This is a genomic window from Melissospora conviva, from assembly GCF_049523535.1.
Lineage (GTDB): Bacteria > Actinomycetota > Actinomycetes > Mycobacteriales > Micromonosporaceae > Melissospora > Melissospora conviva.
Genome location: NZ_JBLLDT010000005.1, coordinates 13,712 through 31,805, shown reverse-complemented (window position 1 = coordinate 31,805; position 18,094 = coordinate 13,712). Strand labels below are relative to the sequence as shown.

At 73.1% G+C, this 18,094-nt stretch carries 17 protein-coding genes; all 17 read left to right on the top strand.

Annotated elements, in window-relative coordinates; all coding sequences use genetic code 11:
- Positions 1–225 precede the first annotated feature (225 nt).
- The 17 genes from ACK8GG_RS13420 (at position 226) to argH (ending at position 17,995) form a co-directional block, all read left to right on the top strand.
- Positions 226–1,404, top strand: a complete 1,179-nt coding sequence (locus ACK8GG_RS13420) for a lycopene cyclase family protein (protein ID WP_440356444.1) — start codon at positions 226–228, stop codon at positions 1,402–1,404.
- 348 nt (positions 1,405–1,752) lie between these two features.
- Entirely contained in the window at positions 1,753–2,358 is a 606-nt protein-coding gene (gene infC, locus ACK8GG_RS13415; RefSeq protein ID WP_440351911.1) for a translation initiation factor IF-3, read from the top strand.
- 18 nt (positions 2,359–2,376) lie between these two features.
- Entirely contained in the window at positions 2,377–2,571 is a 195-nt protein-coding gene (gene rpmI / locus ACK8GG_RS13410) for a 50S ribosomal protein L35 (RefSeq protein WP_440351912.1), read from the top strand.
- Between the two features lie 36 nt (positions 2,572–2,607).
- Positions 2,608–3,000, top strand: coding sequence for a 50S ribosomal protein L20 (rplT, locus tag ACK8GG_RS13405; RefSeq protein WP_440351913.1), 393 nt, complete (start codon positions 2,608–2,610; stop codon positions 2,998–3,000).
- 28 nt (positions 3,001–3,028) lie between these two features.
- A complete protein-coding gene (locus ACK8GG_RS13400; protein WP_440356443.1) occupies positions 3,029–3,904 on the top strand; it encodes a TrmH family RNA methyltransferase in 876 nt (291 codons plus the stop codon).
- A gap of 165 nt (positions 3,905–4,069) precedes the next feature.
- Positions 4,070–5,149 (top strand): phenylalanine--tRNA ligase subunit alpha, encoded by a 1,080-nt coding sequence (pheS, locus tag ACK8GG_RS13395; protein ID WP_440351915.1) that lies wholly within the window; start codon positions 4,070–4,072, stop codon positions 5,147–5,149.
- Positions 5,150–5,190: 41 nt separating this feature from the next.
- Positions 5,191–7,758 (top strand): phenylalanine--tRNA ligase subunit beta, encoded by a 2,568-nt coding sequence (gene pheT / locus ACK8GG_RS13390; RefSeq protein WP_440356442.1) that lies wholly within the window; start codon positions 5,191–5,193, stop codon positions 7,756–7,758.
- A 280-nt stretch (positions 7,759–8,038) separates the two neighbouring features.
- Positions 8,039–9,211, top strand: coding sequence for a macrolide family glycosyltransferase (locus tag ACK8GG_RS13385; RefSeq protein ID WP_440353854.1), 1,173 nt, complete (start codon positions 8,039–8,041; stop codon positions 9,209–9,211).
- A 167-nt stretch (positions 9,212–9,378) separates the two neighbouring features.
- On the top strand, positions 9,379–10,380 hold the full coding sequence (gene argC, locus ACK8GG_RS13380; RefSeq protein WP_440356441.1) for an N-acetyl-gamma-glutamyl-phosphate reductase: 1,002 nt from the start codon (positions 9,379–9,381) through the stop codon (positions 10,378–10,380).
- The gene (locus tag ACK8GG_RS13375; protein ID WP_440353856.1) at positions 10,377–10,547 is read left to right on the top strand and encodes a hypothetical protein; all 171 of its coding nucleotides are present in this window, start codon (positions 10,377–10,379) and stop codon (positions 10,545–10,547) included. The genes argC and ACK8GG_RS13375 overlap by 4 nt, the downstream gene beginning before the upstream one ends.
- Positions 10,544–11,707, top strand: a complete 1,164-nt coding sequence (argJ, locus tag ACK8GG_RS13370) for a bifunctional glutamate N-acetyltransferase/amino-acid acetyltransferase ArgJ (RefSeq protein WP_440356440.1) — start codon at positions 10,544–10,546, stop codon at positions 11,705–11,707. Before ACK8GG_RS13375 ends, argJ begins: the two co-directional genes overlap by 4 nt.
- Positions 11,704–12,642 carry an acetylglutamate kinase gene (gene argB / locus ACK8GG_RS13365; protein WP_440356439.1) on the top strand — a complete coding sequence of 313 codons (939 nt, stop codon included), beginning with the start codon at positions 11,704–11,706 and terminating at the stop codon, positions 12,640–12,642. The genes argJ and argB overlap by 4 nt, the downstream gene beginning before the upstream one ends.
- Positions 12,639–13,859: an acetylornithine transaminase gene (locus tag ACK8GG_RS13360; RefSeq protein WP_440356438.1), complete on the top strand. Its 1,221-nt coding sequence runs from the start codon at positions 12,639–12,641 to the stop codon at positions 13,857–13,859. Before argB ends, ACK8GG_RS13360 begins: the two co-directional genes overlap by 4 nt.
- Positions 13,856–14,803 carry an ornithine carbamoyltransferase gene (gene argF, locus ACK8GG_RS13355; protein WP_440353860.1) on the top strand — a complete coding sequence of 316 codons (948 nt, stop codon included), beginning with the start codon at positions 13,856–13,858 and terminating at the stop codon, positions 14,801–14,803. Before ACK8GG_RS13360 ends, argF begins: the two co-directional genes overlap by 4 nt.
- Positions 14,800–15,315, top strand: a complete 516-nt coding sequence (locus ACK8GG_RS13350) for an arginine repressor (protein ID WP_440353861.1) — start codon at positions 14,800–14,802, stop codon at positions 15,313–15,315. Before argF ends, ACK8GG_RS13350 begins: the two co-directional genes overlap by 4 nt.
- Positions 15,312–16,523 carry an argininosuccinate synthase gene (locus ACK8GG_RS13345; protein WP_440351925.1) on the top strand — a complete coding sequence of 404 codons (1,212 nt, stop codon included), beginning with the start codon at positions 15,312–15,314 and terminating at the stop codon, positions 16,521–16,523. The genes ACK8GG_RS13350 and ACK8GG_RS13345 overlap by 4 nt, the downstream gene beginning before the upstream one ends.
- A gap of 8 nt (positions 16,524–16,531) precedes the next feature.
- The gene (argH, locus tag ACK8GG_RS13340) at positions 16,532–17,995 is read left to right on the top strand and encodes an argininosuccinate lyase (protein WP_440356437.1); all 1,464 of its coding nucleotides are present in this window, start codon (positions 16,532–16,534) and stop codon (positions 17,993–17,995) included.
- The last annotated feature ends 99 nt before the right edge of the window (positions 17,996–18,094 follow it).

Here is an 18,094-nt window from a genome sequence, read left to right as displayed (position 1 = left end):
CGGGAGCGGGAGTGTCGTCGACCGGGTCGACGCCCGCCGTTGACCCGGGCTCGAAAAGTGGAGGTTCCACCGCGACTTCAGCGGTGTTGCCGGGCGCGTAAGCCCGGTTCGTCCGTCCTGCCCCACCCTACGTGGATGCCCGGGACCGCCGCCCGCCGGTCCCGCGTCCCACCGGAGCCGCCGGTCCGGTTCGGCGGGCCGGGCGGCTGTGGCACCGTTGGCGGCATGCGGGAAGCGGTGGAGGTCGACGTGGCGCTGGTGGGGGGCGGGGGCGCCGCCTCGCTGCTGCTGGCCGCGCTCGACCGGCAGGGGGTACGCGGCCTGCGGATCGCGGTGCTGGATCCCGTGCACCGGCGTGGCCAGGATCGGACCTGGGCCTTCTGGGGTGAGCCCGACGGTGACCTGGAGCCGCTGCTGCACGCGAGCTGGGACCAGGTGGAGGTCGTCACCGCGGCCGGCCGGCGGCCCCTGGAGCTCGCCCCGCTGCGGTACGCCATGCTCCGCTCCGCCCCGCTCTACGAGCGCGCCGCCGAGGCCGAACGGCGGCTTGCGGTGACCCGTCTGACGGCGCCGGTGCGGACCCTGCACGACGACGGCGACGCGGTGCTGATCCAGGCCGAGGGCGGGGCTGAGGTGCGGGCGGGGTGGGTGCTCGACTCCCGGCCGCGCCGCCCGGAGCGCCCCGGCCGGACGACCTGGCTGCAGCATTTCCGCGGCTGGTGGGCGGAGAGCGACGTGCCGGTCTTCGACCCGGCGCGGGCGGTGCTGATGGACTTCCGTACGCCGCAGCCGCGGCGGGGTGTCTCCTTCGGCTACGTGCTGCCGGTCAGCGACCGGTACGCGCTGATCGAGTACACCGAGTTCTCCCCGGCGCTGCTCGACGGCGCCGGTTACGACTCCGCTCTCCGCGGCTACCTGGCGATCCTCGGTCTGGCGCCGGACCGGTTGACGGTGCGCGAGGTGGAGAACGGCGTGATCCCGATGACCGACGGGCCGTTCACCACCCACCCGTCGCCGCGGGTGGTGCGGCTCGGCACCGCCGGCGGCGCGACCCGCCCGTCAACGGGTTTCACCTTCTCGGCGATGCGGCGCCAGGCCACGCAGGTGGCGGCGGCGCTCGCGGCCGGCCGGGCGCCGGTGCCCGGGCCGGCCTATCCGCGCCGGCACCTCTGGATGGACGCCGTCGCGCTGCGCGCCCTGGACCGGGGTCTGGTGGCCGGCCCGGACTTCTTCGACCGGCTCTTCGACCGCAATCCCACCGAGCGGGTGCTGCGCTTCCTCGACGGCGCCACCACCCCGGCCGAGGAGCTGGCGGTGATGAGCTCCACCCGGCTGCTGCCGATGGCCTCGGCGGCTGCCGGTGACGCGCTGGCCCGGCTCCGGCCGGGGCGGCGTGGCGGATGAGCCTCCGGTGGGCGGCGCCGCGTGCCACCTGCTAGTCTTTGCGGGTCGACCATGTCGCCACCGCCCATCCTGCCCGCAAGAGCAGGTGCCGCACGGCGACGACGAAGCGGAGTGCCTACTCCCACCCGAGTCGCCCAGAGCGGCCGGGTCCGGTCACCCGGTACGGGATCCGTCCTGTTCCGGGCAGATGCGATCCCTCGCGGAGCGCATCCCGACCGGTCGAGTAGGCCCTGGCATGCGCCGGGGCCTTACTGCTTTCCTGGTCCTCCCGACCCCGGGAGGCTCCTTGGAGTCGGCGTCATGTGTTCATTACCGACCCGAGGAGGCCCCATCAGCGTCGAGCCACGTGTGAACGATCAGATCCGGGCGCGTGAGGTCCGACTGGTCGGCCCTGAGGGTGAGCAGGTGGGCATCGTCCCGCTGGAGCGCGCCCTTCAGCTGGCCGCGGATGTCGACCTGGACCTGGTCGAGGTTGCGCCCATGGCGCGCCCGCCTGTCTGCAAGCTCATGGACTTCGGCAAGTTCAAGTACGAGAGCGCACTCAAGGCGCGCGAAGCCCGGCGGAACCAGCAGCAGACCGTCATCAAGGAAATGAAGCTCCGACCCAAGATCGACGCGCACGACTACGAGACCAAAAAGGGTCACGTCATGCGCTTCCTCAAGGGCGGAGACAAGGTCAAGGTGACGATCATGTTCCGCGGTCGCGAGCAGAGCCGCCCGGAGCTGGGTTACCGGCTCCTGCGCCGGCTCGAGACGGAGATCTCGGATCTGGGCTACGTCGAGGCCGCGCCGAAGCAGGACGGCCGAAACATGATCATGGTCATCGCTCCGCACCGCGCCACCAAGGCCGCCGCCACGGCAGCCAAGACCGGCGCTCCGCGTGAGCGGGAGGACGAGGCCGAAGAGGCCCCGTCGGCCGCACCGGCCGAACCCGTCGCCAACAGCGGCGAGTAACAGGGAGAGACGTTTCACATGCCGAAGATGAAGCCCCACAGCGGAATGGCCAAGCGCGTCAAGGTCACCGGACGGGGGAAGATCGTCGCGGAGCAGGCCGGCAAGCGCCACCTGCTGGAGGGCAAGTCCTCCACCCGCACCCGCCGGCTCACCGGGACGGTCGAGGTCGCCAAGGCCGACGTCAAGCGAATCAAGAAGCTGCTCGGCCGCTGACGCGCGCCCAGAACTTGATCTGAAGGAGTAGTTGAGATGGCACGCGTCAAGCGGGCAGTAAACGCCCAGAAGAAGCGTCGTACCCTGCTGGAGTCCGCCAGTGGCTATCGCGGTCAGCGTTCGCGCCTGTACCGCAAGGCCAAGGAGCAGGTGCTGCACTCGATGCAGTACGCCTACCGGGACCGTCGCGACCGCAAGGGCGACTTCCGGCAGCTGTGGATCACCCGGATCAACGCGGGTGCCCGCGCCAACGGGATGACCTACAACCGGATGATCCAGGGCCTGAAGCTCGCCGGTGTCGAGGTCGACCGCAAGATCCTGGCCGACCTGGCCGTCAACGACGCCGCCGCCTTCGCGGCGATCGTCGAGGTCGCCAAGGCCGCCGTCGCGGCCGAGGGCATCGGTGGCGCGCCGGCTCAGGCCGCCTGATCCGCCGAATCTGATCGAGGCGTCTCCCATGCCGTCACCAGCGCGCGGGGGACGCCTCGACCATGTCGCGGACCCGGCCCTGTTCACCCCCCGTACGCCGCGCATCGTCGCCGCCCGGCGGCTGCACCGGCGCCGCGACCGCGACAACGCCGGCCGCTTCCTCGCCGAAGGCCCACAGGCCGTCCGTGAGGCGCTGGCCCGCACCGGCACCGTGCTCGAACTCTTCGGCACCCCCGCCGCGCTCGGCCGCCACGGCGAGCTGGCAGCCGCGGCGCACGCCGAAGGCGTGCCCGTCTCCCCGGTCACCGATGAGGCCCTGGCGGCGCTGGCCGAGACCGTCGCCCCGCAGGGCGTTGTGGCGCTCTGCCGGCAGCTCGATGTGCCGCTGGCGCAGGCGCTGGCCGCCCGGCCGCACCTGGTCGCCGTCCTCGCCGGCATCCGCGACCCCGGAAACGCCGGCACCGTCCTGCGTACCGCCGACGCCGCCGGCGCCGGTGCGGTGATCTTCGCGGGGGAGACTGTCGACCCGTACAACGGCAAGTGTGTGCGCTCCTCGGCCGGCAGCCTCTTCCACACCGATGTGGTGCGCGCCGGCGACCCGCACGCCGTGCTCGCCGCGCTGCGCGGAGCCGGGCTGACCGTCTTCGCCGCCACCGGCTACGGCGAGACCGATCTGGACGACATCGCCGACGCGGGTGGCCTGGCCGTACCCACCGCCTGGCTCTTCGGCTCCGAGGCGCACGGCCTGCCCGACGACCTGACCGCCGCCGCCGACGCCCGCGTCCGGGTGCCGCTGCACGGGCAGGCGGAGAGCCTCAACCTGGCTGCTGCCGCCGCCGTTTGCCTGTACTCTTCGGCCAGAGGACTGCGTTCCATCGCCCGGGAGAAGAAGGTCCAGTCATGAGCGCCAGAGGGCACTCGTTTAGCCAGCCCGCCGGTCGCGGCGGGCGGCAGGACTGACCTGTACTCCCTGCGCCTCCCACCGGCGGGCTGCGGCCGAGCCGCGCGTCCGTAAACTGCCTTCCGCTGCCCGCGAGGGCGTCGCCGCCGTGAGGAGTGCCCGTACGCCATGACCTACCGCAACGATCCGTACGACCCCAAACAGGTCGCCCTGCTCGATCCGACCGCGCTCGCCGAAGCCGTCGCCGCCGCCCGGGCAGCTTTCGCCGAGGCCGGCGACCTGGATGCGCTGACCGCGCTGCGCCACCAGCACCTCGGCGACCGGTCCCCGATCTCGCTGGCCCGCCGCGAGATCGGCGCGCTGCCCCCGGCCGCGAAGTCCGACGCCGGCAAGCGGGTCAACGAGGCCCGCCGCACCGTCGAGAGCGACTACACCGCCCGCCACGAGGAGCTGGAACGCGAGCGGGCCCAGCGGGTGCTGGTCGAGGAGCGGGTCGACGTGACCCTGCCCTACGACCGCCGTCCGCGCGGCGCCCGGCACCCGCTGACCACCCTGATGGAGGAGATCGGAGATCTCTTCGTCGGGATGGGCTACGAGATCGCCGAGGGCCCCGAGGTCGAGCTTGAGTGGACCAACTTCGACGCCCTCAACATCCCCGCCGACCATCCGGCGCGCGGCCTGATGGACACCTTCCACATCGCACCGGCCGCCGGTGGCGAGTCCTCCGGGCTGGTGCTGCGCACCCACACCTCACCGGTGCAGGCCCGCACGATGCTGACCCGCAAGCCCCCGATCTACGTGGTCTGCCCCGGCCGGGTCTACCGCACCGACGAGCTGGACGCCACGCACTCGCCGGTCTTCCACCAGGTCGAAGGGCTCGTCGTCGACAAGGGCATCACGATGGCGAACCTGCGCGGCACCCTCGAGCACTTCGCGCAGGCGATGTTCGGGCCGCAGGCCCGGCTGCGCTGGCGCCCGCACTACTTCCCCTTCACCGAGCCGTCGGCCGAGTTCGATGTCTGGTTCGCCGAGCACCGCGACGGTCCGCAGTGGGTCGAGTGGGGCGGCTGCGGCATGGTCAACCCACGGGTGCTGCGCGCCTGCGGCGTGGACCCGGAGGTCTACTCCGGCTTCGCCTTCGGCATCGGCATCGAACGGACGCTGATGGTGCGCCACGGCGTCAGCGACATGCGGGAGATGTTCGAAGGGGACGTGCGGTTCACCCGCGCGTTCGGCGTGGGGGCATGAGCGGCATGCGGCAACGAGTTCTGGAAGCGGTGGTCTGAGTCATGCGAGTGTCCCTTTCCTGGCTGCGCGAGTACGTCGACCTGCCGGTCGACGTCACGCCCGCCGACGTCGAGACCGCGCTGGTCAACCTCGGCATCGAGGTCGACGAGGTGCAGGACCTGCGCGCGGCGGTCGAAGGCGCGCTGGTGGTGGGCCGGGTCGCCGAGGTCGAGGAGCTGACCGGCTTCAAGAAGCCCATCCGGTTCTGCCGGGTCGACGTCGGCGAGGCCAACGGCACCGGCGAGCTTCAGGAGATCGTCTGCGGGGCGCGCAACTTCGCCCCGGGCGACCGGGTCGTGGTGATCCTCCCCGGTGGCGTGCTGCCCGGCGGCTTCGCCATCGGCGCCCGCAAGACGTACGGGCGCAACTCCCACGGCATGATCTGCTCGGCGCGCGAGCTGGGGGTCGGCGACGACCACTCCGGCATCATCGTGCTGCCCGCCGAGAGCGCCGCCAAGCCCGGTGACGACGCCCGGCCGGTCGTCGGCCTCGACGACGTCGTCTTCGAGCTGGAGATCACCCCCGACCGCGGGTACGCGATGAGCCTGCGCGGCCTGGCCCGGGAACTGGCGCACTCCTTCGGGGTGCCGTTCCGCGACCCCGGTCTGGTGCCGGTGCCCACGGCCACCCCGCAGCCGCCGTACCCGGTGGAGGTGCGCGACACCGTCGGCTGCGACCGGTTCGCCGCGCGGGTGGTGCGCGGGGTCGACCCGGCCGCGGCGACGCCGGACTGGATGCGCCGCCGCCTGACGGTCGCCAACATCCGCAGCATCTCGCTGCCGGTGGACATCACCAACTACGTGATGCTCGAGCTCGGCCAGCCGATGCACGCCTTCGACCTGGACCGGCTGCACGGTGAGCTGATCGTGCGCCGGGCGGTGCCGGGGGAGAAGCTGACCACCCTCGACGGTGTCGTGCGCGACCTGGCCGTCGAGGACATGGTGATCTGCGACGCCGGGCTGCCGAGCACCGCCGCGGGCGCCGGCGGCACGCCGGTGTCGCTGGCCGCGGTGATGGGTGGCGAGACCAGCGAGGTGCTGCCCAGCACCACCAACGTGCTCTTCGAGGCGGCGCACTGGGATCCGGTGATGGTGGGACGCACCGCCCGCCGGCACAAGCTGTTCAGCGAGGCGGCCAAGCGCTGGGAACGCGGCGTCGACCCGGCGCTGGCCCTGGTGGCGCTGGACCGGGCCGTCGAGCTGCTGGTCCGGTACGGCGGTGGCGAGGCCGCGCCGCAGATCCTCGACATCGACCACACCGCCGCCCCGCAGCCGATCCTGCTGCCGGTGGAGCTGCCGAGCCGGCGCATCGGTGTGGCGTACCCGCCGGCGCAGGTCACCGGTCTGCTGGAGCGGCTCGGCTGCACCGTCACGCCGGCTGAGGCGCCCGCCGGGGAGCCGACGCAGGTGCCGGCCGTCGACGGCGGGCTGCTCAGCGTCGTACCGCCCACCTGGCGTCCCGACCTGACCGACCCGGCGGACCTGGTCGAGGAGGTCGTGCGGCTGGCCGGCTACCAGGACGTGCCGAGCGTGCTGCCGGTCGCCCCGCCCGGCCGGGGGCTGACCCCGACCCAGCGGCGGCACCGGGCCGTCGCCCGGGCGCTGGCCGAGCACGGCTACGTCGAGGTGCTCGCCTACCCGTTCGTCTCCGCGGAGCTCGCCGACCAGCTCGGGCTGCCCGCCGACGATCCGCGCCGCGAGGCGGTACGGCTGGCCAACCCGCTCTCCGACGAGGAGCCGCTGCTGCGCACGTCGCTGCTCGGCCCGCTGCTGGCGATCCTGCGCCGCAACCTCGGCCGCGGGCACCGGGACGTGGCCATCTACGAGATGGGCAACGTCTTCCACCCGCAGTCCGCAGCCGGCGCGCCGCCGGTGATGGGAGTGGACCGGGCGCCGACGGCCGAGGAGTTCGCCGCGGCCGACGCGGTGGTGCCGGAGCAGCCGCGGCACGTCGCCGCGGTGCTCGCCGGTGACATCGAACCGGCCGGCTGGTGGGGCGGCGGACGCCCCGCGGGCTGGGCCGACGCGGTGGAGGCGGCCCGCCTGGTGGTGGCCGCCGCCGGCATCGACGCCGACCGGGTCACGGTCCGGGCCGCCGAGCTGGCACCGTGGCACCCCGGACGCTGCGCCGAGGTGCTCGTCGACGACCTCCCGGTCGGCTACGCCGGCGAGCTGCACCCCGCCGTGGTGGCCGCCCTGGAGCTGCCGAAGCGCACCAGCGCCATGGAGCTGAACCTGGACGCGGTGCCCGCCGCGCCGCTGGTGCCCGCCCCCCGGGTGTCGGGCTTCCCGCCGGCGCTGATCGACGTGGCGCTCGTCGTCGACGAGGAGGTGCCGGCGGCCGAGGTGCGGCAGGCGCTCATCGACGGCGCGGGGGAGCTGGTGGAGTCGGTGCGGCTCTTCGACGTCTACCTCTCCGAGCAGCTCGGCGCCGGCCGCAAGTCGCTGGCGTTCAAGCTGACCTTCCGGGCGCCGGACCGGACGCTGACCGGCGAGGAAGCGGTGGCGGCGCGGGACGCGGCGGTCGCCGAGGCGCTTTCCCGCTTCGGCGCGACGCTGCGCGGCGCGTAACGCGGTAGTGGTACGAAGGGCCCCGGCGCACTCGCCGGGGCCCTTTGTCGTCAGGGCCCGTGGCTGCCGCACGCCGGCGGTGAACGGGGCAGCGTCACCAGGGTGTGCCGGTTATGGTGAGGCCATGACCTGCATCGCGTACTGCCGGCTGCGGCCCGCCTCCTAGGCGGCGCAGCCCTGGCGGTCCCTTGCCGGACCGCTCCGTGACGACCGAGGTCGCACGGTGTCAGCTGTCGTCGTCGATACGAGGCATTGTCTCTTCGACCGACAGGAATTCTTCATGCGTGCGCGATCGCACATCTTCATGGCCGGCGCCACCGCGCCGAGCCACATCTATCCCTCGCTGGCCCTGATCCGCGAGCTGGCCGACCGGGGCCACCGGGTCAGCTACTCGGTGGGCCGGTCGCTGGCCGACCTGGTCGCTGCCGCCGGCGCCGAGCCGATCACCCACCCGTCGCTGCTGCCGGCCTCCGACAGCGAGTGGCCCGAGGACCCTGCGAGCGCGATGCGGGTCTTCCTCGACGACCAGATGGCGGCGCTGCCCGCGCTGATCGACCGGCTCGACGCCGACCGCCCGGACCTGGTGCTCTACGACATCGGCGGGCTGGCCGGCCCCGTGCTGGCCGCCCGCTACGGCGTACCTGCGGTGCAGTTGTCGCCGACGCTGGTGGCCTGGGACGGCTACGAGCGGGACATGGCCGAGATGATCGAGGCCGTCCGCAACTCGGAGACCGGGCGCAGCTACCACGCGGCCTTCCGGGGCTGGCTGGCCGGCAACGGCATCGACGCCGACCCGTGGCAGTGGCAGACCCACCCGGAGCAGGTGCTGTCGCTGATCCCCCGGGCCCTGCAGCCGTACGCCGACCGGGTGCCCGCCTCCGTGCGTTTCGTGGGCCCGTGCCTGGACCCGGCGCGGCTGGCCGAGACCTGGACGCCGCCGGCCGGCGCCGGACCGGTGCTGCTGGTTTCCTTCGGGACCGCGTACACCGCGCAGGTGCCGGTCTACCGGGCGGTGCTGGCCGGGTTCGGTGACTCGCGGTGGCACGTGGTGCTGGTGATCGGTGACCGGGTGGATCCGGCCGAGCTGGGGCCGCTGCCGGCCAACGTCGAGCTGCACCGGCGGGTGCCGCAGCCGGCGGTGCTCGCCGAGGCGGCGGCGTTCGTCACCCACGCCGGCATGGGCAGCTGCATGGAGGCGCTCTGGTTCGGGGTGCCGACGGTGGCGATCCCGCAGGCGGTGGACCAGTTCGGCAACGCCGCGCTCCTTGCCGAGCTGGGGGTCGGGCGGCACCTGCCGGCCGAGGAGGTCACCGCCGAGCTGCTGCGGCGCAGCGTGACCGAGGTCGCCGCCGATCCGGAGGTGCGCGCGCGGCTGCGGGCGCTCTCCGCCGAGGTGCGAGCCGCCGGTGGCGTGGAGCGGGCGGTGGCGGCCGTGGAGTCGTTCCTGCCGTAGTCCCGGCGGGCCCGGAGGCAGGGCCGGCAACGCGGACAGCAACAGTCGCGGGCCCGGCCGGGGATGGTCCCGGCCGGGCCCGCTCACATGAACATACGGCCGTGTGCATAAAGTTGCAGCAACACCGAGCGCGGGCTATGCTGCTGCATAGTCATGCGGAGGTGGGTATGGGCATTCGAGTTGCGGTGGCCGGAGCGAGCGGGTACGCCGGTGGAGAGCTGCTGCGCCTGATCGCCGGGCACCCCGAGCTGGAGCTCGTGGCCGCGACCGCGCACTCACAGGCCGGGCAGCCCGTCGCCGCCGTGCACCCGCAGCTCACCGGCCTCGACCTCGTCTTCGCCGAAACCGACCCGGCGCTGCTGGCCGACGCCGACCTGGTCTTCCTGGCGCTGCCGCACGGGCAGTCCGGCGCGATCGCCGCCCGGCTCCCGGCCGGGGTCAAGGTCGTCGACCTCGGCGCCGACCACCGGCTGCGCGACGCGCAGGCCTGGCAGGACTACTACGGCAGCACCCACAGCGGCACCTGGACCTACGGTCTGCCCGAACTGCCCGGCCAGCGGCCCCTCATCGCCGCCGCCGACCGGGTCGCCGCCACCGGCTGCTACGCCGCGGCCACCATCCTCGCGCTCGCGCCGCTGCTGGCAGCCGGCGCCGCCGCACCCGAGGATGTCGTGGTGGTCGCCGCCTCCGGCACCTCCGGGGCCGGCAAGGCGCCGAAGGCGCACCTGCTCGGCAGCGAGGTGATGGGGGACATGTCGCCCTACAAGGTCGGCCGCCACCAGCACGTGCCGGAGATCAAGCAGGCGACCGGGGCCACCGGGCTCTCCTTCACGCCGGTGCTCGCGCCGATGCCGCGCGGCATCCTCGCCACCGTCACCGCCCGCCCCACCGGCGACGCCGACCCCCGCGAGGTGCTCGCCGCGGCGTACGCCGACGCCCCCTTCGTGCACGTGCTGCCCGAGGGGAGCTGGCCGCACACCGGTGCCACCGTCGGCTCCAACGCCTGCCATCTGCAGGCCACGCGGGACATCGACTCGGGCCGGCTCATCGTCTCCAGCGCGATCGACAATCTCGGCAAGGGCGCCGCGGGCCAGGCGGTCCAGTGCGCCAACATCATGCTCGGCCTGCCGGAGACAACCGGCCTTTCCCTGTACGGAGTAGCCCCATGAGTGAGTCCCAGCCCGCGCAGTCGCTGGCGAACGTACGCCGCACCGTGATCTCCAAGCGTCCCGTCACCTCGTACAGCAGGTCGCTGGCGAACGCGAAGCGGATCAGCGCCGCGGCCCTGACCACCGCGGAGGCGGCCGACGCCCCGGACGGGGAGTGGAGCGAGTGAGCGTCACCGCCGCAGCGGGCTTCCGCGCCGCAGGTGTGGCCGCCGGTCTCAAGAGCGCCGGCCGGGACGTGGCGCTGGTGGTCAACGACGGTCCGCTCGCCGCCGCCGCGGGCGTCTTCACCGCCAACCGGGTCCAGGCCGCGCCCGTGCTCTGGAGCCGTCAGGTCCTCACCGGTGGCCGGGTCCGCGCCGTCATCCTCAACTCCGGCGGCGCCAACGCCTGCACCGGCCCGGCCGGCTTCCAGGACACCCACCGCACCGCCGAGGAGACCTCGGCGGCCCTCGCCGACTCCGGCGTCGACCTCGGACCCGGTGAGGTCGCGGTCTGCTCCACGGGGCTGATCGGCGAGCGGCTGCCGATGGGCAAGCTGCTGAGCGGCATGCGGGACGCGGTCGCCGGGCTGAGCGCCGACGGCGGAGCCGCCGCGGCCGAGGCGATCATGACCACCGACACCCGGCCCAAGACCGCCGTGGTCACCGGCGCCGGCTTCACCGTCGGCGGCATGGCCAAGGGCGCCGGCATGCTCGCCCCCGCGATGGCGACCATGCTCTGCGTCGTCACCACCGACGCGGTTGCCGACCCGGAGGTGCTGGACCGGGCACTGCGGGCAGCCTGCCGCGTCACCTTCGACCGGATCGACTCCGACGGCTGCATGTCCACCAACGACACAGTGCTGCTGCTGGCCAGCGGCGCGAGCGGGGTCGAGGCCGACGAGCAGGCGCTGACCGCGGCGGTGACCGAGGTCTGCCACGACCTGGCCCAGCAGCTCATCTCCGACGCCGAGGGCGCCACCAAGCAGATCGCCATCGACGTCGCCGGCGCCGCCACCGTCGACGATGCGGTCGAGGTCGGGCGGTCGGTCGCCCGCAACAACCTGGTCAAGACCGCGCTCTTCGGCAACGACCCGAACTGGGGCCGGATCCTCGCCGCGGTCGGCACCACCGCCGCCGCCTTCGAGCCGGACGAGATCGACGTGGCAGTCAACGGCATCTGGGTCTGCCGCGGCGGCGCCGCCGCCGAGGACCGCGCCAAGGTCGACCTCAGCGGCCGGGACGTCACCATCCGCATCGACCTGCACGCCGGTTCCGAGACGGCGACGGTCTGGACCAACGACCTCTCGCACGCCTACGTCCACGAGAATTCGGCCTACTCCACATGAAACTCTCCGGTGACCTCACCCGCGCCCAGGCCAAGGCCGGGACCCTGATCGAGGCGCTGCCCTGGGTGACCCGCTTCGCCGGGTCGACCGTCGTGGTCAAGTACGGCGGCAACGCGATGATCGACCCGCAGCTGCAGCAGGCCTTCGCCGCCGACATGGTCTTCCTGCGGTCGGTGGGGCTCAAGCCCGTCGTCGTGCACGGCGGCGGCCCGCAGATCTCCCGGATGCTCACCCGCCTCGGTATCGCCAGCGAGTTCAAGGGCGGGCTGCGGGTCACCACTCCCGAGGCGATGGACGTGGTGCGGATGGTGCTGGTCGGCCAGGTCGGCCGCGAGCTGGTCGGCCTGATCAACGAGCACGGCCCGCACGCCGTGGGTCTCTCCGGCGAGGACGCCCGCCTCTTCACCGCCGTGCGCCGCCCCGCGTACGTCGACGGTGAGGCGGTCGACGTCGGGCAGGTCGGCGACGTGGAGTCGGTGAACGCCTCGGCGGTGACCGACCTGATCGACGCCGGCCGGATCCCTGTCATCTCCACCGTCGCCCCGGACGTCGACGGCGTGCTGCACAACCTCAACGCCGACACCGCCGCCGCCGCGCTGGCGATCGCGCTGCAGGCCCGCAAGCTGGTCGTGCTCACCGACGTGCCCGGCCTCTACGCCAACTGGCCCGACACCGACAGCTTGATCTCCGAGCTGACCGATGACCAGCTCGCCGAGCTGCTGCCGACGCTGGAGTCGGGCATGGTGCCGAAGATGGAGGCCTGCCTGCGCGCCGTACGGGGCGGGGTTCCCGCCGCCCACGTCGTCGACGGCCGGGTCGCCCACTCGACCCTGCTGGAGATCTTCACCTCGGAAGGATTCGGCACGATGGTGGTCGGCGCCCCCCGGGCTCCCCAGGCCCGGATCATCCCGGTCGACACGGCGGTGCGGGCATGACCTCGCTGCGCGACCGCTGGTCGCAGTCGATGATGGACAACTACGGGACCCCGCCGCTGGCGCTGGTCTCAGGCAGCGGTGCTGTCGTCACCGACGACACCGGAGCCGAATACCTCGACCTGCTCGGCGGCATCGCCGTCAACGCGCTCGGCCACGCCCATCCGGCCGTGGTCGAGGCGGTCAGCCGTCAGGTCGCCACCCTCGGGCACGTCTCCAACCTCTTCGTCGCCGAACCGCCGGTGGCCCTGGCGGAGCTGCTCCTGGCCCTCATCGGCCGCCAGGGGCGGGTGCTGTTCACCAACTCCGGCGCCGAGGCCAACGAGGCGGCGTTCAAGCTCTCCCGGCTCACCGGGCGCACCCACGTGGTGGCCGCGCACGGCGGTTTCCACGGCCGGACCATGGGGGCGCTGGCGCTGACCGGGCAGCCGGCCAAGGCCGACCCGTTCCGGCCGCTGCCCGGCGAGGTCACCCACGTGCCCTTCGGGGACACCGCGGCGCTGGCCGCGGCGGTCACCAACGAGACCGCGATGGTGATCCTGGAGCCGATCCAGGGTGAGAACGGCGTCATCGTCGCGCCGGCCGGTTATCTGGCCGCCGCCCGGCAGATCACCGCCGCGCACGGCGCGCTGCTGGCGCTGGACGAGGTGCAGACCGGCATCGGCCGTACCGGGCACTGGTTCGCCCACCAGTCCGAGGGCATCGAACCGGACCTGGTCACCCTCGCCAAGGGGCTCGGCGGCGGCCTGCCCATCGGTGCCTGTCTGGCCTTCGGCCCCGCCGCGCAGCTGTTCCGTCCCGGCGCGCACGGCACCACCTTCGGCGGCAACCCGATCGCCTGCGCCGCCGCGCTCGCGGTCATCTCCACGATCGCCAGCGAAGGGCTGCTGGACAACGTCAAGCGGGTCGGGGAGCGCATCCGCGCCGGGGTCGAGGCGCTGGGCCATCCGCTGCTGGGCGAGGTCCGCGGCGCCGGCCTGCTGCTCGGCATCGGGCTGACCGCCGAGGTCTCGGCCGCCGTCGCCGCGAGCCTGCGCGAGGCGGGCTTCCTGGTCAACCCGGTGCAGCCGGACGCGCTGCGCCTGGCCCCACCGCTGATCCTCACCCCCGAACAGGCCGACGCCTTCGTCGCGGCCCTGCCGGCCGCGCTGGACGCCGCCGCCGAACCGCAGACCTCCGCCACCGCGGCGGAGCCGACCACCACGGAGCTGACCTCGTGATCCGCCACCTGCTGCGCGACGACGACTTCACCCCGGCCGAGCAGGCCGCGGTGCTGGACCTGGCGGCGCGGATGAAGGCCGACCGCTTCGGGTTCCGTCCGCTCGCCGGCCCGCGTTCGGTGGCGGTGCTCTTCGACAAGCCCAGCCTGCGTACCCGCTTCTCGTTCGACGTCGGCATCGCCGAGCTCGGCGGGCACCCGGTGGTCACCGACACCCAGGTGACGCACTTCGGCCGGGGTGAGACCCTCGCCGACGCCGCGCAGGTGCTCTCCCGCTACGCGAGCGCGATCGTGCTGCGCACCCACGGCGACGAACGGCTGCAGGAGCTGGCCGCGGGGTCGAGCGTGCCGGTGGTCAACGCCCTGACCGACGGCTTCCACCCCTGCCAGCTCCTGGCCGACCTGCTCACCGTCCGCGAGCACCTCGGGGGCGCCGCCGGCCGGACCCTGGCGTACGTCGGGGACGCGGCGAACAACATGGCCAACTCGTACCTGCTGGCCGGCGCGACCGCCGGTATGCACGTGCGCATCGCCGGTCCGCAGGGCTACGACCCGGACCCGGAGATCGTCAAGCAGGCCGAGGCGATCGCGGATCAGACCGGCGGTTCGGTGCGGGTGCACCGGGACCCGGCCGAGGCGGTCGCCGGCGCCGATGTGGTCGCCACCGACACCTGGACGTCGATGGGGCAGGAGAACGACGGCAAGGACCGGCTCACGCCGTTCTGGCCGTACCAGGTCAACGCCGCGCTGCTGGCGCAGGCCGCGCCGGGGGCGATCGTGCTGCACTGCCTGCCGGCGCACCGCGGCGAGGAGATCACCGACGAGGTCTTCGACGGCCCGCAGAGCGTCGTCTTCGACCAGGCCGAGAACCGGCTGCACGCGCAGAAGGCGGTACTGGCGTTCCTGCTGGAGTCATCGGGCCTGGCCGCCGGATCGCAGCCATGACCGGTCCGCTGACCAGGGCGGCGCGGCACGCGCGGATCGTCGAGCTGATCCGCGGCCGGGCGATCCGCTCCCAGACCGAGCTGGCCGAGCTGCTCGCCGCGAACGGCGCGCAGGTCACCCAGGCCACCCTCTCCAGGGACCTGGAGGAGCTGGGTGCGGTCAAGGTCCGCGGCGGCGACGGGCCCGCGGTCTACGTCATCCCGGAGGACGGCCACCGGGCGCTGCGGGAGGCCGAGGCGGCGCCCGCCCGGCTGATCCGACTGCTGCGTGAACTGCTCAACGGGGTGGACTCAAGCGGCAACATCGCCGTGCTCCGCACCCCGCCGGGCGCTGCCCACTACTTGGCAAGTGCCCTGGATCGCGCAGGCTTATCCGAAATCGTTGGCACCATCGCCGGCGACGACACCATCCTTGTATTGGCCCGCGAGGCCGTCGGGGGTGCCGCCCTGGGGGAGAAGCTCTCCGCCTGGGCGGGACACCAGGACAACGTTGAAGGGAGTACCGCGTCATGACCGAGCGGGTCGTACTTGCATATTCCGGCGGGCTGGACACCTCAGTGGCCATCCCGTACCTGGCCGAGAAGACCGGCGCCGAGGTGATCGCGGTCGCGGTCGACCTGGGTCAGGGCGGCGAGGACATGAACGTCATCCGGCAGCGGGCGCTGGACTGCGGCGCAGTCGAGTCCGAGGTGATCGACGCGCGCGACGAGTTCGCCGCCGACTACTGCATCCCCGCCATGCGGGCCAACGCCCTCTACATGGACCGCTACCCGCTGGTCTCCGCGCTGAGCCGGCCGCTGATCGTCAAGCACCTGGTCACCGCGGCCCGCAAGTACGGCGGCACCATCGTGTCGCACGGCTGCACCGGCAAGGGCAACGACCAGGTCCGTTTCGAGGTCGGCCTGGCCGCCCTCGCCCCGGAGCTGAAGATCATCGCGCCGGCCCGGGACTACGCCTGGACCCGCGACAAGGCCATCGCCTACGCCGAGGAGCGGGGCCTGCCGATCGACGTCAGCCGCAAGTCGCCGTACTCGATCGACCAGAACCTCTTCGGGCGCGCCGTGGAGACCGGCTTCCTCGAGGACATCTGGAACGCCCCGATCGAGGACCTCTACTCCTACACCGCCGACCCGGCCGAGCCGCGCGACGCCGACGAGGTCGTGATCACCTTCGACTCCGGCGTGCCGGTCGCCATCGACGGCGAGACCGTCACCCCGTACCAGGCGATCCAGGAGCTCAACCGGCGCGCGGGCGCGCAGGGCGTCGGCCGGCTGGACATGGTCGAGGACCGGCTCGTCGGCATCAAGAGCCGTGAGGTCTACGAGGCGCCGGGCGCGATCGCGCTGATCACCGCCCACCAGGAGCTGGAGAACGTCACCGTCGAGCGCGACCTGGCCCGCTTCAAGAAGGGCGTCGACCAGCGCTGGACCGAACTGGTCTACGACGGGCTCTGGTTCTCACCGCTGAAGTACGCCCTCGACGCCTTCATCGACGACAGCCAGCTGCACGTCACCGGCGAGGTGCGCCTGACCCTGCACGGCGGCAAGGCCGTCGTCACCGGACGCCGCTCCGAGGCCAGCCTCTACGACTTCGGGATGGCCACCTACGACACCGGTGACACCTTCGACCAGTCGCTGGCCAAGGGCTTCGTGCAGCTCTGGGGTCTGCCGAGCAAGATGGCCGCGGCGCGGGACGCCCGGCTGAGCGGCGACGGGTCTTGAGTCCGACAATGGGTGGCGTGGACGACAAGAGCCTTACCGAGAACAGCGCAGCGACCAACCGCACCAGCCTCTGGGGCGGCCGCTTCGCCGGCGGCCCCTCCGAGGCGCTGGCCCGGCTCTCGGTCAGCGTGCAGTTCGACTGGCGACTGGCCCCGTACGACATCGCCGGTTCCCGGGCCCACGCCCGGGTGCTGGCCGGTGCGGGCCTGCTCACCCCCGACGAGCTCGGCCGGATGCTCGCGGCGCTGGACGACCTGGAGGCCGCCTGCGCCTCCGGCGAGTTCCGCCCCACCGTGGAGGACGAGGACGTGCACACCGCGCTGGAGCGCGGTCTGCTGGAGCGCCTCGGCACCCTCGGCGGCAAGCTTCGCGCCGGCCGCTCGCGCAACGACCAGGTCGCCACCGACCTGCGGCTCTATCTGCGCGATCACGCCCGCGGCGTGGCCGCCCGGCTGATCGAGCTGGCCGACGCGCTCGCCGACCAGGCCGGCGCGCACGTGGACACCCCGGCGCCGGGAATGACGCACCTGCAGCACGCCCAGCCGGTCACTTTCGGGCACTGGCTGCTCGCGCACGTGCACCCGCTGCTGCGCGACCTCGACCGGCTGCGCGACTGGGACGCCCGTACGTCGGTCAGCCCGCTCGGTTCCGGTGCGCTGGCGGGTTCGTCGCTGCCGCTGGACCCGGCCGGTGTCGCCAAGGAGCTGGGCTTCGCCCGGCCGGCGGCGAACTCGATGGACGCCGTCGCCGACCGTGACTTCGTCGCCGAGTTCCTCTTCATCACCGCGCTGATCGGGGTGCACCTGTCCCGCCTCGGCGAGGAGGTCGTGCTCTGGACCTCGCAGGAGTTCGGCTGGGTGGAGCTCGACGACGCCTTCGCCACCGGCTCGTCGATCATGCCGCAGAAGAAGAACGCGGACATCGCCGAGCTTGCCCGGGGCAAGTCCGGCCGGCTAGTCGGCGGGCTGATGGCGGTGCTCACCATGCTCAAGGGCCTTCCGATGGCCTACGACCGGGACATGCAGGAGGACAAGGAGCCGGCCTTCGACGCGGTCGACACCCTGGAGCTGCTGCTGCCCGCGCTGGCCGGGATGATCGCCACCATGACGGTCCGGGTGGAGCGCCTCGCGGCGGCCACCCCGGTCGGCTACTCCCTCGCCACCGAGGTCGCCGACTGGCTGGTCCGCAAGGGCGTGCCGTTCCGGGAGGCGCACGAGGTGACCGGCAAGCTGGTCGCCCTCTGCGCGGTTCGCGAATGTGAGCTCGACGAGGTCTCCGACGAGGACCTGACCCTGGTCAGCCCGCACCTCGACCCGAGCGTGCGCGACGTGCTGTCGGTGCGCTCGGCGCTGGCCGGGCGGACCACGCCGGGCTCCACCGGGCCCGGCCCGGTCGCCGACCAGCTTGTCTCGGTGAACGAGCAGCTCGCCGACTGGCGGCAGTGGGCGGCGGAGGTCGTCGTACCCCGCTGACCGCGACACCTGCTTCACCCGCCGCCGGCGCGGCTCCCGATCACCTCGGGAGTTCGCGCCGGCGGCGTTCTGCTGTGGCCGTACGGGCGGGCGATCGGC

Coding starts and splice junctions, on each gene's coding strand:
- pheT (WP_440356442.1), top strand. CDS start 5,191: ATGCGAGTGTCCCTTTCCTGGCTGCGCGAGTACGTCGACCTGCCGGTC.
- ACK8GG_RS13420 (WP_440356444.1), top strand. CDS start 226: ATGCGGGAAGCGGTGGAGGTCGACGTGGCGCTGGTGGGGGGCGGGGGC.
- argH (WP_440356437.1), top strand. CDS start 16,532: ATGGGTGGCGTGGACGACAAGAGCCTTACCGAGAACAGCGCAGCGACC.
- pheS (WP_440351915.1), top strand. CDS start 4,070: ATGACCTACCGCAACGATCCGTACGACCCCAAACAGGTCGCCCTGCTC.
- ACK8GG_RS13375 (WP_440353856.1), top strand. CDS start 10,377: ATGAGTGAGTCCCAGCCCGCGCAGTCGCTGGCGAACGTACGCCGCACC.
- ACK8GG_RS13360 (WP_440356438.1), top strand. CDS start 12,639: ATGACCTCGCTGCGCGACCGCTGGTCGCAGTCGATGATGGACAACTAC.
- argC (WP_440356441.1), top strand. CDS start 9,379: ATGGGCATTCGAGTTGCGGTGGCCGGAGCGAGCGGGTACGCCGGTGGA.
- ACK8GG_RS13345 (WP_440351925.1), top strand. CDS start 15,312: ATGACCGAGCGGGTCGTACTTGCATATTCCGGCGGGCTGGACACCTCA.
- rpmI (WP_440351912.1), top strand. CDS start 2,377: ATGCCGAAGATGAAGCCCCACAGCGGAATGGCCAAGCGCGTCAAGGTC.
- ACK8GG_RS13350 (WP_440353861.1), top strand. CDS start 14,800: ATGACCGGTCCGCTGACCAGGGCGGCGCGGCACGCGCGGATCGTCGAG.
- argB (WP_440356439.1), top strand. CDS start 11,704: ATGAAACTCTCCGGTGACCTCACCCGCGCCCAGGCCAAGGCCGGGACC.
- ACK8GG_RS13385 (WP_440353854.1), top strand. CDS start 8,039: ATGCGTGCGCGATCGCACATCTTCATGGCCGGCGCCACCGCGCCGAGC.
- ACK8GG_RS13400 (WP_440356443.1), top strand. CDS start 3,029: ATGCCGTCACCAGCGCGCGGGGGACGCCTCGACCATGTCGCGGACCCG.
- rplT (WP_440351913.1), top strand. CDS start 2,608: ATGGCACGCGTCAAGCGGGCAGTAAACGCCCAGAAGAAGCGTCGTACC.